At 36.7% G+C, this 14876-nt stretch carries 10 protein-coding genes, 4 pseudogenes and 1 riboswitch; of the genes and pseudogenes, 11 read left to right on the top strand and 3 right to left on the bottom strand.

The features are described from left to right. Positions 1-2 precede the first annotated feature (2 nt). Positions 3-725, top strand: a complete 723-nt coding sequence (locus NDM98_RS02860) for an amino acid ABC transporter ATP-binding protein (protein WP_251608897.1) — start codon at positions 3-5, stop codon at positions 723-725. A gap of 74 nt (positions 726-799) precedes the next feature. On the opposite strand, the pseudogene NDM98_RS02855 reads toward NDM98_RS02860, so the two are convergent. Next, positions 800-1482 (bottom strand): annotated as a pseudogene (locus NDM98_RS02855) (restriction endonuclease). A 192-nt stretch (positions 1483-1674) separates the two neighbouring features. Here NDM98_RS02855 and NDM98_RS02850 point away from each other — a divergent pair. The 6 genes and pseudogenes from NDM98_RS02850 (at position 1675) to NDM98_RS02825 (ending at position 6734) form a co-directional block, all read left to right on the top strand. Beyond that, entirely contained in the window at positions 1675-2322 is a 648-nt protein-coding gene (locus NDM98_RS02850; RefSeq protein WP_251604445.1) for an MOSC domain-containing protein, read from the top strand. A 199-nt stretch (positions 2323-2521) separates the two neighbouring features. Continuing rightward, positions 2522-3163, top strand: coding sequence for a hypothetical protein (locus NDM98_RS02845; protein WP_251604444.1), 642 nt, complete (start codon positions 2522-2524; stop codon positions 3161-3163). A gap of 45 nt (positions 3164-3208) precedes the next feature. Further along, a riboswitch (SAM riboswitch) is annotated at positions 3209-3310 on the top strand. Between the two features lie 73 nt (positions 3311-3383). Continuing rightward, positions 3384-3731, top strand: a complete 348-nt coding sequence (locus tag NDM98_RS02840) for a hypothetical protein (RefSeq protein WP_251604443.1) — start codon at positions 3384-3386, stop codon at positions 3729-3731. 97 nt (positions 3732-3828) lie between these two features. Further along, positions 3829-4819 (top strand): annotated as a pseudogene (gene mgrA / locus NDM98_RS02835) (L-glyceraldehyde 3-phosphate reductase). A gap of 141 nt (positions 4820-4960) precedes the next feature. Next, positions 4961-5785, top strand: coding sequence for a methyl-accepting chemotaxis protein (locus tag NDM98_RS23395; RefSeq protein WP_285803872.1), 825 nt, complete (start codon positions 4961-4963; stop codon positions 5783-5785). 124 nt (positions 5786-5909) lie between these two features. Further along, positions 5910-6734 carry a methyl-accepting chemotaxis protein gene (locus NDM98_RS02825; protein ID WP_251604442.1) on the top strand — a complete coding sequence of 275 codons (825 nt, stop codon included), beginning with the start codon at positions 5910-5912 and terminating at the stop codon, positions 6732-6734. Between the two features lie 54 nt (positions 6735-6788). Here NDM98_RS02825 and NDM98_RS02820 read toward each other — a convergent pair whose 3' ends face one another. Beyond that, positions 6789-7067 (bottom strand): hypothetical protein, encoded by a 279-nt coding sequence (locus NDM98_RS02820; protein ID WP_251604438.1) that lies wholly within the window; start codon positions 7065-7067, stop codon positions 6789-6791. A 228-nt stretch (positions 7068-7295) separates the two neighbouring features. Between NDM98_RS02820 and NDM98_RS02815 the strand changes: the two genes are divergently transcribed. The 4 genes and pseudogenes from NDM98_RS02815 to zwf all read left to right on the top strand — a co-directional run bounded on the left by NDM98_RS02815 (position 7296) and on the right by zwf (position 13219). Further along, positions 7296-9665 (top strand): DUF8725 domain-containing protein, encoded by a 2370-nt coding sequence (locus tag NDM98_RS02815; RefSeq protein WP_251604435.1) that lies wholly within the window; start codon positions 7296-7298, stop codon positions 9663-9665. After that, a complete protein-coding gene (locus NDM98_RS02810; protein ID WP_251604432.1) occupies positions 9658-10590 on the top strand; it encodes an ABC transporter ATP-binding protein in 933 nt (310 codons plus the stop codon). Before NDM98_RS02815 ends, NDM98_RS02810 begins: the two co-directional genes overlap by 8 nt. After that, positions 10587-11498, top strand: coding sequence for an ABC transporter permease (locus NDM98_RS02805; RefSeq protein ID WP_251604429.1), 912 nt, complete (start codon positions 10587-10589; stop codon positions 11496-11498). Before NDM98_RS02810 ends, NDM98_RS02805 begins: the two co-directional genes overlap by 4 nt. 234 nt (positions 11499-11732) lie before the next feature. Continuing rightward, positions 11733-13219 (top strand): annotated as a pseudogene (zwf, locus tag NDM98_RS02800) (glucose-6-phosphate dehydrogenase). 142 nt (positions 13220-13361) lie between these two features. Here the strand turns inward: zwf and gnd are convergent. Continuing rightward, positions 13362-14775, bottom strand: a pseudogene (gene gnd, locus NDM98_RS02795) (NADP-dependent phosphogluconate dehydrogenase). Between the last annotated feature and the right edge of the window lie 101 nt (positions 14776-14876).

Raw genomic sequence — 14876 nt, 5'->3', positions numbered from 1 at the left:
CAATGATAGAGATAAAGGATTTACATAAATCATTTGGTGCAAATGAGGTGTTAAAAGGTATTACTACTTCTATCGCTGAGAAGGAAGTGGTGTGTGTCATTGGACCCTCTGGATCTGGCAAAAGCACATTTCTACGATGTTTAAATGTATTGGAGGATATTACTGAGGGTGAGGTTTATATAGAAGGAATAAATTTAACGGATCCGACAACAAATATTAACGAACTTCGTACCAATGTCGGAATGGTCTTTCAACATTTTAATTTGTTTCCTCATAAGACCGTACTTGAAAACATCATGATGGCTCCACATATTATTCGTAAAACAGCCAAAAATGAAGCACAGGAAAAAGCGAGGCAGCTTCTAGCAAAAGTAGGTCTTTCTGATAAAGAATCTGAGTATCCATCAAGCCTTTCAGGTGGGCAAAAGCAGCGCGTGGCCATTGCAAGAGCTTTAGCAATGAATCCAAAAATAATGTTATTTGATGAACCAACTTCTGCACTAGATCCGGAGCTAGTTGGTGATGTGTTAGAAGTCATGAAGGATTTGGCGAAGGAAGGTATGACAATGGTTGTTGTGACTCATGAAATGGGTTTTGCTAAAGAAGTAGGAGACCGAGTCTTTTTTATGGATGATGGAATCATTGTAGAAGAGGGAAGTCCAAATGAGATATTTGATCATCCTCAAAACGAAAGAACACAGACATTTTTAAGTAAGGTACTTTAAGTGAAAGGATCGCAACGTTAAACGTGCGATCCTTTTTTAAATAGTTTTCAATGATTTTATTATGTAAACAAAGATTATTCTGCTTTTAAAATCGACTCAGTATGTCGACACTTTGGATAAGTGGAGCACCCAAAAATTCGCCACGTTTCCCAATCCGTCTTTGCATGGCATAGCCACATTTTTCACAAGTCTTACTAGAAGTTAAGGGAGCAGGAGTAAGAGGATGATGAACTACCTGCGAATTAGCTATAGCCCCATCAGGATGAATCTTTAAAATGAAATGTTGCAATTCCATTCGATCGAGTAGTTTTACGTTGCAGCATTCCGCCAATTTTATCGCACTGGGTGAAAAACTACGATTGGTGAGAACCCAGGCTTCCTGTGCTTTATAATAGGTTTTGGCTGCATAAATTTGTTGGACGGCATCAATGCCTACTTTGTTTTTCTCGCCATAACACTTTGCTTGAATGACAATACGGTTTTTACCATCTAAGATTAAGTCTGCACCAAAATCATAGCTTCTTTTTGTTACGGATGGTTTATAACCTAATCCAAAAAAGAGCGCTTGCAAATAATATTCAAATTGAAAGCCATTCATTTGATCGATCTGTGGCATTCCGCTTTTCTGTAGGCGTTTTGTTTCCAATACATCTCGAATGGAGTGATAGGCAGTAGGCACTACTAAAGTTAGAACAAGAGCGATGATTGCAAGAATTCGGTAAGATTCAGAAAAAACAATAACAGCTATTAATAAAATGGCAAGTGATCGGATGAATTCATCAGTCAATTTTGAGTTCTTTTTACTCATTAATCATACTCCTTATGGGAATTTTATGTTACTTTTATCTTAGTCATTATTACAATATCTGTCTATAGTTTCTTGATTTTAAGATGCAATTAGAGTGAAAAGTTTGATAAACTTAATAAAACAATGTGTAAAGGAGTTTGTATGAGACATCTTTCTATATCCAATCTAGCTGTTGCTGAACCAGAGATCATGAGTTATGCGTCGGGTAAACAAATGAATACGGCAATCACAAAAAAGAAAATCGAAAAGGTTTTGTTACGAGAAGAAGGTTTTGAAGGAGATGCAGTAGCTGATTTAAAAAATCATGGTGGAGCGGAGCGTGCCGTCTGTTTTTATCCAACCGAACATTATTCGTTTTGGAATCATGAATTTAGCACGGAACTCACTACCGCTGCATTTGGTGAAAATATCACTGTTAGCGGCCTTTTGGAGGAGCATGTATGTATTGGTGATGTATATCAAATTGGCGAGGCAGTTGTCACAATAACGCAGGGAAGGGTACCTTGTAACACAATTGATCGTCATACAAGTGTAAAAGGTTTGTTTAAACGAGTAATGGAAACAGGATATACGGGTTATTTTGCAAAGGTATTAAAAGAAGGTGTAATCGAACATGATTCGCTTATTACATTGGTATCTAGGGATACTGAGCAAATATCTGTGCTTCATGCAAATAAGCTTTTCTTTCAACAAATTAAAAATAAGGCTGACATAGAACAACTTTTAAAAGTAGAAGCTCTGGCAGAGAAATGGCGAATTCATTTTAACCGAATAAAGGAAAAGCTATAAGATAATGTGTTGAATGTTTACAGAAACACCCCAAGAGAAAATTCTGTGGAAGAAAAGCTACAAGTGTTCGTTTGATAAACTAAGTACTTGATAAGACTGTAAAATCTAATTGGTTTTGCAGTTTTTTTGGAATGTTACGTCACTTCTAAATGTCATCTGTGATATTCTTGGTAAGAATGAAAATATTGGAGGTGGATGCATGATCCGAAATAAATGGTTATTTTTCATTTCTATTGTTCTATTCATTATTTTTATATTTATGAGGATCCCTTTTCCAAACGTATATCGTCTAGGCACAAGTGGTGATGGTATTTTATTGTTTAGGCTATATTTTGTTAGTGACGTACTCTATTTACTGTTTTTTATGATAACGATTTATTTATTCGCTCGTTCCCTTTCAAAGCGAAAAGTGATTCTTTCAATTGTTGTCATTATATTAATGGCAGTGATTCCTCACAATGTAGTGAAAGGGTACCAATATACATTTGCAAATGGAATTGATGCTGTATCATTTGATCCAGACGAAAGTAGCTGTGAGATTGACACAATTGATGAAGATAATCTTGAAGTAAACTGTAATCTAGTTTTAAAAAACCACTCTTCAAAAGATGTCGAATTGATGTTAAATATCTATGAACCTCTATTTATGCAAGATGAGGTGAGCCTTCTTTTTGAGTTGGAGGATGAAGAAGCAATCACTTTAATGAGTAGAGCCACTCATCAGATCGAAATAAACAAAACAATAACAAAGTATTATGATGGTTTCTCAGGTTATAGCAACAGTAGTTTTAACATCCAGAACCTACACATTAGAGAGCATAATAAAACACGAGATTTATAGTATTGATCATTCCGTTCTTCTTTGGTACACTATTTTAAAATTACATACTTATTAAGAGAAGCAGAGGGACTGGCCCAATGAAGCTTCAGCAACCCCACTACGGTGGAAGGTGCTAATTCCAGCAGGTGTAAGCCTGGGAGATAAGAGAGAATATAAGCAAAAACCTCTTTTCTTCGGAATAGAGGTTTTTTTGTTGTGAAAAAGACAAAGAGGTGCTGACATGATTACGATCGACTCAAATGTATCTGAGGATAATATAGGTGGAACAATAGAAGTAACGATTGGTGCTATGACGTTGATGTCAAAGGATGACTACATAGAAGATATCCATGCGGCATGGGACGCATTCTTTCAATTATTAAAAGAAGAGACTTGCCAGTTTGTGCTTAAAGGGGGAAGGACCACTATTTTTACACTAGTCACGGGAACAAACGGTGTGCAGCTACAAGTAAAAAAGATTGATCTTCGAGGAATGGCCCTCACACTGAATTCAGGATATTTAAGTGAGCAAGTGTTTTTAACAACTTTGGAAGACGCATATCACTCAATTTATCTTTCAAAAAAATAAATCGAACCCATCATTACTCTTAATGGATTTATAGCAGTAGATAGGATATGATAAATCCAGTAACTATGAATGCGCTTTCTAAGAGAGGGGAAATACATTGAGTTATATAGCAGAAGAAAAAAGATACGAAGAGATGAAATATAATCGTTGTGGTCAATCGGGGTTAAAGCTTCCAGCATTATCACTTGGTCTTTGGCATAATTTTGGTGGGGTTGACCCATATGAAAATGGTCGAGCTATGTTGAGAAAAGCGTTTGACTTAGGTATTACTCATTTTGATCTCGCTAATAATTATGGTCCTCCAGCTTGGTTCTGCTGAGCAAATGTTTGGCAAAATGATGCAGACTGATTTTGCCTCATATCGAGATGAACTGATTATTTCTTCAAAAGCAGGCTACTACATGTGGCCGGGACCTTATGGAGAATGGGGTTCAAAGAAAAATCTAATTTCAAGTCTAGATCAAAGTTTAAAACGTATGAACCTTGATTATGTTGATATCTTTTATTCTCACCGTCCTGATCCAAATACACCACTGGAAGAAACGATGGGTGCATTAGATCAAATTGTTCGCCAAGGGAAAGCACTATATGTAGGGATCTCTAGTTACGATGCCAAACAAACAAAAGAGGCAGCTCGTATCTTAAAGGATCTAGGCACACCTCTATTGATACATCAACCAAGTTATTCCATGCTAAACCGTGGCATTGAAGATGAATTATTAGGTGTACTAAACGACCTTGGAGTTGGATCGATTGCATTTTGTCCTCTAGCACAAGGATTACTGACAAACAAATATATAGGCGGGTCCGTTCCAGCTGATTCTCGCGCTGCTAGCAGTAGTCAATTTCTTTCTGAAAGTAACGTTGATGAACAGTTAGTAAAACGACTAATTGGGTTAAATGAAATCGCGCAAAATCGTGGTCAAACACTAGCACAAATGTCGCTAGCATGGGTTTTAAGAGAAGGACATCTAACATCTGCATTAATAGGTGCTAGTCGTGTGAGTCAAATTGAAGAAAATGTAGTGGCGCTTCAAAATCAATCGTTCACTACTGATGAGCTTAATGCAATTGAATCGTTGCTCTAAAAAACAAACCTCAAAGAGATCATTTCTTTGAGGTTTTTACATGATTTACCTAAATATTATTCGAGTTTTTTCTACAAATTTCAGCTGCGTCTTCCGATATATGCTTCATACGCTTATTTAAATAGAGAGGAAGTTGGAGTAATGGATTTAGTAGAAGGCTTACAAAAAAATATGCCATTCTTAAAAAAAGCTTTTAAAGGAGACGTAGCACTTGGTTTGTTTGACGCAAACCAAACGTTGTTCTGGAGCGACAGTGAATCGATAAAATTAGATATAAAAGTTGGCGATCCACTTCAAAAAGGCTTTGAGAATTTTAGTAATATCGTAAACAACGATGTAACATATACACTAGTTCCTAAAGAAGTTTATGGATTTGCTTTCGATGTCGTAAATATTCCATTTAAAGACGAACATGATAAGATCGTTGCATTAATGAGTGTAAATATTAGCCGTAAAGAGCTAGATCGAATTGAAGAGTTGATGAGTGAAACATCGGAAATCTCAGATCAACTGCTAAGTGGCATTCAACAAGTGGCGGCTCACTCTGAGCAACTATCAGCAACATCCGACCAATTATTACAAAACGCAGTAAAAACGGTAGATGAATCAAATGAAGTAACGAATATTACCAACTTTATTGGAGATATCTCAAGACAAACCAATTTAATTGGACTAAATGCAGCAATCGAAGCCGCACGTGTAGGTCAGGCAGGAGCTGGATTTGGCGTTGTCGCAACAGAAGTACGCAAATTATCTGATGAGACAAAAAAAGCGGCTAACCAAATTGATGAAACCTTGAAAAGAATTCAAACATCAATTAAACAAATGCAACAAGAAATTAGCGATATAACAGATGCATCAACCGACCAAGCTCAGTTAGTCACAGATTTTATGAAGAATATAGAAACACTAAATACCCAAAATCAAGAGTTTAAACAATATGTTCATTCTTTAAATGAACTATAATTGGATTCACCTTCTTAGACAATAACCTAGGAAGGTTTTTTTGTGGTTTGTAAGAAGTTGTTAAAAGAAGATGATAGCTAACCGATATAACGGTAGTAGAAGATGAGAGAGGGGACATCCAGACATGTCGATAGTAGAGGGATTAGTGGCTAGTATGCCTTTTGTGAAGCAATTATTTAAAGGTGATGTAGCCCTATCAGTATATGATCATGAAAAAATTCTCCATTGGAATGATAGTGATTCCTTAAAAATTGGTCAACAACCTGGGGATCCACTTGTTGAGCCACATACTAATTTTAAAGATATTAAAAATAATGAAATTACATACGGAACGATTCCAGAAGAGATGTTTGGTGTATCATTTGATGTCGTGTTTATTCCGGTAAAAGATGAAACTGGAGCAATTGTTGCCATATTAACTGCAAACTTCAGTCACAAAAACAAAAAACGACTACAAGAATTGATGAGCGAAACGGCAGCTATTTCCGATAATCTTCTAAGTGGAATTCAACAAGTTGCTGCTCATTCCGAGCAACTGTCAGCTACATCCGATCAATTATTGAAAAACGCCATAAAAACCGTAGATGAGTCAGGCAGTGTGTCAGAGATTACAAATTTTATTGGAGATATCTCAAGACAAACTAACTTAATCGGTCTAAATGCAGCTATTGAAGCTGCACGTGTGGGTCAAGCAGGTGCTGGTTTTGGAGTTGTTGCGACTGAGGTACGTAAATTATCTGATGAAACCAAAAAAGCCGCCAATCAAATTGATGAAAATTTATCTAGTGTGCAAAAATCTGTTAAAAGAATGCAAGAGGAAATAAGCGATATCTCTGGCGCTTCTACCGATCAGGCTCAGCTAGTTGCAACATTTATGGAAAATATTGAATTATTAAATGAACAGAACAAACGATTTGAAAATTTCGTAGAATCATTAAATGACTATTAATCGTTAAACAAAAAACTATCCATTAGATTTTCTCTAATTGGATAGTTTTTGTATTCAAAGACTAAATCGCCTTGTTAAAATCGATTGACGACAAATCTTAATGTTTTCTAGATGATTTTTATACCAATTGGGTAAGGGTAATGAGATAAGCTGTTCTTCATTCGTCCATTGAACCACTTCATCTTCTACTAATTCATCTAACAATTCATATAACTCGTTTCGTTCAAATGAATTCTTTACCCGTAGCTCGTTTAGAGCAGTCATTTGTCCTTCTAAACTGTTTGTATGTATGTATTTCTTTAACCAGTCTTTTTTCTCTCCTATATAACTCATAAATACTTCCTCCATATATAATGTCCTCGTTAACAGTTATTCTATAAATTGCTTTCATTCCCTTTATATTTCTTGCGACACTTCTCTTGTAATCTCGCGTTTCATTCGACATATTCCTACAAGTGCATCAAAAAATTTAGAAAAACTTGAGAAAGATCAACAGAAAAATGTGCTATCTTAAAAGAAATCGTTATGTTCATACAAGTTAACTAGAAAGCAGGAGAATAGATGAGTAAAAAAAGTCTGATCTGTATCATTATTGGTTTAATAGCCCTTTTTATCTTTCCAATGACAGTTAATGCAGAAGAAAAAGAGCTGACCATCTTGACGGAAATTGGATTCGAAAATAAAGCAAACCCTTATCATGGTTTTCCTGTCATTGTAACCGTTCAAAACAATAGCCAACGAAGTATCTCAGGAGATGTAGCTTTTACAGTTAGTCCATCTTATTCTATCGGTGCCGCAGATATATTAAAATCAATTGAGATTCCAGCTGATTCTGAGATAAGCTTCACAATTAGTATTCCGGGCTATGATTATTCATCTATGTCTAATATTAAATCAAAATCGATTCGCTTTTTTGAAGGTGGTTGGGAAGAGGGGAAAGAGCTAGAGTTTGAGGGGAAAACTCTTTTGACAGCTAGAGGCGTAAATGAAGAGGATACAATCATCGGGCTGTTATCAAATGACCCAGAAGCCCTATCTCCAATAAAAAGCATGCAGCTCGCCGCCGATGTTAGATACGATGTTGTCGAGGTTCAACCTAATCAAATACCTGAAATTGGAACCGGTCTCAATATGTTGTCTATCCTGATCGTCTCTGATTTTGATTTAACTTCCTTAACCGAACACCAACAACGAGTCATTGATTCATGGGTCCATGATGGTGGTACAATGCTCGTTACAGGCCAAGTTAATGAAGTAGACAAAGATTCTATTTTTTATCCAAACATGCCAATTCAGGACGTTGAAGAATTAAATAATGTAGATTCACGTTTTTTAAATGACCTAACAGGGCGTCAATTTCCAGGGGATACGTTTACTCTTTTTGAAGGAGATCAAACCGAGAATTCGATCATTCATGTGAAAACGTCAGATGATAGACCTGTTTTGGCAAGTAGAAAAATAGGAAATGGTGAGCTCGCACAATTATTAACTTCTGCTTCCACATCTTCATTTACTGAGTGGGAAGATGCCACAAAAACATGGGAGCTTGTCATTAATCCTTTAATGACAAACCTTAGTATGAATTATGGGATGTCCGATTATGAAACGTATCAATATTCCTTTTCATATATTTCAAACCTGTTTCCATCTTCTTTAATACCTCTAAGTTGGCTAGTTGCCGTTTTTGCGGGGTACATCTTTATTCTTTGCCCAATCTTGTATTTGGTTCTTAAAAAATCAGATAAGCGAGAGCATGCATGGTGGCTTCTACCTAGCATATCAATTTTGCTTTGTGTACTTATTTTCTTAATCGGAGGTAAGGATCGAATCAAGGATAACCAAATAAATGAAAATGCAGTGGTACGTATTGATGATACAGGAAAAGGTTACGGAGTAGGGAGCGCTTCCTTTTTAAATAGTAAAAGCGGGGCCTATAAACTTGAATTTACCGGAAATCAATTTAATCCGTTTCCAATAATAGAGGATACATCTATCGGACAATCTCGAGGAAATATCGATGCAAGTGTTATGCACGATTACGAACAACAAATCGTTACGTATAAAAATCGAGAATTTTGGTCGATTAGCAATGCCGTTGGTCCAATTCACAACATTGACACAGGGCTAATTGATACAGACCTTACGTATGCCAATAATGAGGTAAGAGGTACGGTCATAAACAATACAAATTTTTCTTTTGAGAATCTCTATTTTTTAGCAGGAAATGAGAAGGTTGATCTGGGCTCATTTGAAAAAGGAGAGAAAAGAGACATATCGTTTGCATTAGCAGGAAAAACCTTATTTTCTCCATCAAATGGGAACGAGTATTCAACCGAGGATACTTTAGAAGAAATGATCGAGAGCGGATTGTTTCAAGCTTCGTTCTCAGAAGAATATTATGAAAAAGGACATCCCGCATTTGCTGGTATAACAAAAGATTCGATCTTACATGCCACATTAAATGGTCAATCAGGAATTCAACATGTGCAAAATTTAGTCCTACAAACAGCAAGTGTAAGTTCTGAACAGCAGGGTTCGTTAACCTTAGAAAATAGAGACTTATCACCTACAGGATATAGCTATGATGGAGATACGTACTTTGAAGAAGAAGTTTCTCAAGGGGAACAAAAAGTCTTTGTTGGAAATGGATCGTATGAGCTTGCTTTTTCTGTTCCAAATGATTTGTTGGACGGTTCATTTCAATTTACGAACATCACAATTTCAGCGTTTAATGAAGAAGAAACTGTGTATGAAATATATAATAATGAATCCGAGGCATACGAAGTGTTAGATGGACGAATAGAGACTGAAGATCCAGATATATACATTGATGAGTGGGGGAATATCCAGCTAAAAGTGCAAAAAAACGATACAAAAGAGATGTTGGATATGCCTCAAATTAAGGTGGAGGGTGAGTTTAAACATGATTGAAACAATAAATTTAACTAAAAGTTATGGATCCTTCACTGCACTTAATCAATTAAATATAGAGGTGAAAAAAGGGACAGTTTATGGATTGGTTGGTCAAAATGGAGCAGGAAAGTCGACAACCTTTCAAATACTTTCAACTCTTATGACTCCAACGTCAGGCACAGCTATTGTTGATGGAATAGATGTAGTTGAAAACCCTGCAGAAGTGCGAAGACGAATTGGTTATATGCCTGACTTCTTTGGAGTATATGATCAGTTTCGCGTAACAGAATATCTCGATTTTTATGGTGCAAGCTATGGTCTAACACTTATGGAACGTAAAAAGGTTATTCCCAAGCTGCTTGAGCTTGTGAACTTATCAAATAAGAGAAATGAATATGTGGACGTTCTCTCAAGAGGAATGAAACAACGACTATGTTTAGCGAGATGTCTAATACACGACCCCCAGGTTTTAATATTAGATGAGCCAGCTTCTGGGCTTGATCCGAGAGCTAGAATAGAAATGAGGGAAACGCTAAAAAACTTAAAGTCCATGAATAAAACGATTATCATTTCTTCACACATATTGCCGGAGCTAGCAGAAATGTGTGATCAGATTGGTGTAGTGGACCACGGAAAATTGGTTGCAAACGGAAGTGTTATTGAAATTCATGATAAACTCCAACAACAAAAGGTAATTCAGGTTCGTACCTTTAATCGACATGAAGATGTGTTTGCCTTTTTTAAGAATGAACACGATGTACTCGATATTCAATTACACGAAGATGGCGGAATTGAATTTGAATATAAGGGATCTGATTATCAGCAACAAGATCTATTAAAACGAGCCATTCAAGCTGATCTACCTTTACTTGGATTTAATCAAGTCGAGACTGATTTAGAGGATATCTTTATGGATATCACAAAAGAGGTGGAGAACAAATGAAAAGATGGTTAAACAACCCGGTTCTAACAAAAGAAATCAAACTACGGTTTCGCTCTGTGAAGAGTTATATCGGTATGAGTGCCTATTTAACCGTATTAGGGTTGCTGGTTTTAGGTTATATGGCTGCGTACATGAGCTTCGAAGTGAACCATGCATTTCAGCCAACTCAAAGCAGGGACATCTTTATGATGCTATGTCTATTCCAACTAGCCTTGTTAATATTTGTGACACCAGGTCTTACTGCCGGTGTCATAAGTTCTGAGAGGGAGAGACAAACTCTGCCCATTTTATTAACAACGGATCAATCTTCGGCAACGATTATTATTAGCAAAATGATTGCGTCGCTTGCATTTTTACTCCTATTTGTTATTTTGTCTCTACCGTTGTATGCCATTGTCTTCTTATATGGAGGAATTTCACCTTCATTAGTTTTTATGGCTTTTTGTCTGTTTGTTTTTACCATGATCGTTATTGCAAGTATTGGAGTTTGGGCTTCTACAATCTTCCGAAAAACGAATGTCTCTATTGTAACTACCTATGGTATTGCGTTTTTTATAACAGGAGGTTTTGCAATCATTACGTTGATGCTGACGATGTTTGGTGATACCTATACTGTGGATGGCTCAAATTACCCATGGCCACTTCTGTTAGCTTCAATTAATATTCCGATTATGCTATTTTTTATGTTTGATCCATCTGCTTTGCAAGCACTGCAGGAATTTGCAGGGTGGACAATAAGTCCTTGGTGGTTCTTTGTTGCATTCTATGTAAGTTTAATTACGTTACTCTTAACGATAGCCATTCGTAAGTTGCGGCCAAGGGTCAAACGGAAACGAACACTAGCCATTGAAGAACCAAGCCCAATAATCACACACATCATCACAAACTTAGCTCGAACCAACGAATAAAAATGATTCAACGGAGTTACAACTATAACAGTAGATTGCTTCATAACGTAAAAAATCAGCCTGAATTAATCATTATAAGGCTGATTTTTCATTTTTATGAAAATAAGTAGGCAGAGAATTATCTATAAAAGCCATTTTGCTGTATACTAATTGAAGTTTGGTAGTAACTTTACTTAACTACATACATGGTTATGGTAATAATCCCATTAATTAAGTCAGAAAAGAGGGTACCTCATGCAGAATAATGTACAGCCTAAATCAATCATAGTTATATTTGGAGCAACTGGAGATCTGGCTAAGAGAAAGCTGTATCCGTCGCTTTTTCGATTATTTCAAAAGGGAAATACCAAAGAGCAGTTTGCTGTTGTAGGTATAGGGAGAAGAGAATGGTCGGATGAGACATTACGTAATCAAGTGAGAGAGTCTATTCAGTCCGAAATTAAAGGGGATCATTCAAGCTTAGATGAGTTTTGTAATCAGTTTTATTACAAACCGTTTAATGTGACAAGTCAAGAATCGTATACAGATCTAAAAGAGATGTTAGATTCTTTGGATAAACGTCATCAAATTGGTGGCAATCGTATCTTTTATATGGCAATGGCACCAGAATTTTTTGGAACAATTGCTCAGTATTTAAAATCAGAAGGTGTAACAGATACAGAAGGCTGGACAAGGCTTGTTATTGAAAAGCCATTTGGTCATGATCTTGCGTCAGCAAAAAAACTGAATGATGAAATTCGAGAAGCGTTTAATGAGGATGAAATCTATCGAATTGATCACTATTTAGGTAAGGAAATGGTGCAGAATATTCAAGTCATTCGTTTTGCAAATGCTGTATTTGAACCTTTATGGAATAATCAACATATTGCAAACGTTCAAGTGACATCCAGTGAACGATTAGGTGTTGAAGATCGAGGCGGTTATTATGAAAATTCTGGTGCGTTACGTGACATGGTTCAGAACCATTTAATGCAAATGGTAACCTTGTTAGCAATGGAGCCACCATTACGACTGAACACAGAAGAAATAAGAAGTGAAAAGATTAAAGTCTTACGAGCCTTACGTTCAATTAAGAATCAAAAAGTAAAAGAATCATTTGTACGTGCTCAATATGGTCAAGGGCTATTTGATGGTGAGCAAGTGAAAGGGTACCTGAAAGAAAACAATGTTTCACCTGAGTCCCAAACTGAAACATTTGTTGCAGGTAAATTATTAATTGATAACTATCGTTGGTTGGAGTGCCGTTTTATATTCGAACAGGTAAACGTATGGCTGCCAAATCAACAAAAATTGTCATTGAGTTTAAGCCGCAGCCACACAACTTATATGAAGAGAATATGGAGAATAATGGTGCCAATTTACTTGTTATTCACATTCAACCCGACGAGGGAATGACTTTAATGTTAAATGGCAAAAAAATTGGGACAACTGGTGATACAAGTCCAGTTAATTTAATTTATTCACAGCACGGAATAGATGGAATTAATACACCTGAAGCGTATGAGCGCTTATTGTACGATTGCATGATTGGTGATGCAACAAACTTTGCGCATTGGGATGAAGTGAATTTGTCATGGGCCTATATTGATGCCATTAGCGAAGCTTGGGGAGATGACCCAACGAGTTTACCATCGTACCCATCTGGATCTATGGGACCAAAAGAGTCGGATGAACTATTAGAAAAAGACAATTTCCAATGGTGGCCGATCGAAAAGATGTAAGACTTATAAATTAAAATGCCTCTGAGATACAATACTCAGAGGCATTTTGTGTTGTTGAATAACAACACATGATAGCTCTTATCCAGTTTGCAAGTCCTCAAAAAAAGCTTGTCGACACATTCGTCAACAAGCTTTTTTGCTTTTACGATTCTAGCCAATTTGTGTGGAATACGCCTTCTTCATCAACGCGTTTATACGTATGTGCACCGAAGTAGTCCCTTTGCGCTTGTAATAAGTTAGCAGGTAGTTTTGCAGAACGATAGCTGTCATAGTAAGATAACGCGCTAGCAAAACCTGGAGTTGGTAAGCCTGTTTGTGCGGATAACGAAACAATATCTCGTAACGATTGTTGATACTTTTCAGCAATGTTAATGAAGTAAGAATCAAGTAATAAGTTATCAAGCTCTGGATTTTTTTCATAAGCATCCATAATGTTTTGTAAGAAGCCGGCACGGATGATACACCCACCTCTAAAGATACTCGCAATTTGTCCGTACTGTAGATCCCAATTAAATTCGTTGGAGGCAATACGTAGCTGAGAAAAACCTTGAGCATACGAGATCACTTTACTGAAGAATAGAGCTTGACGAATCGCTTCAAGCCATTGCTCTCGAGTTGCTTCTGACGGTTTTCCAGCTTGGCTTAGGTAATATAGAGCTAGCCTTTGTACGTTCATCTTTCATTGCTGAAATAAAACGAGCAAATACTGATTCTGTAATGATAGGAAGCGGCACACCTAGGTCAAGGGAACTTTGGCTTGTCCATTTCCCAGTTCCTTTTTGAGCAGCTGTATCAAGAATCACATCTACTAGTGGTTTCCCGGTTTTTTCATCTATTTTAGTGAAAATGTCAGCTGTAATTTCAATGAGGTAGCTATCAAGTTCACCTTGGTTCCATACCTTAAAGGTCTGATGTAGCTCTTCAGCAGATAAGCCAAGATGCTCTTTCATTAACCAGTAGGCCTCACAGATCAATTGCATATCACCATACTCAATACCGTTATGAACCATTTTTACATAGTGTCCAGCACCATTTGGTCCAATATAGGTTGTGCAAGGCTCTCCATTTACTTTGGCAGCAATTTTCTCAAACATTGGACGGACCAACTCATAGGCTTCTTTTTGTCCACCTGGCATTATAGAAGGTCCCTTTAATGCACCTTCTTCACCACCAGAAACACCCGTTCCAATAAAGTGGATGCCTGATTGTGATAGTGCTTCATTTCGACGGATGGTATCTGTGTAGTATGTATTCCCACCATCCATGATGATATCTTTAGGGCTTAACAGAGGAGTTAACTCATCAATAACAGAATCTGTTACAGCTCCTGCTTGCACCATTAATAAAATCTTTTTTGGACTTTCTAATGAAGAAACAAATTCCTCTAAACTGTATGTGCCTACTAGGCGTTCTTTTTTCTCAAGATTAATAATGCGTTTCACACGTTCTTTTGAAACGTCATACATGGAAACAGAATATCCATGACTCTCAAGATTAAGTGCTAAGCTTTTACCCATTACACCAACACCAATTATGCCAATGTTTTGTTTTTCCATGAATCAAGACTTCCTTCCCACATCCAAAATGTCTGTCCTAAAGAACATACCACAACGCATGTAACCGCTCAAGTAATCTTGATTATATTCGATTCAAAATC

Source organism: Alkalicoccobacillus plakortidis, from assembly GCF_023703085.1.
GTDB lineage: Bacteria > Bacillota > Bacilli > Bacillales > Bacillaceae_D > Alkalicoccobacillus > Alkalicoccobacillus plakortidis.
Note: the sequence above shows the minus strand (reverse complement) of the source record. Positions and strands in the feature narration are given on the sequence as shown.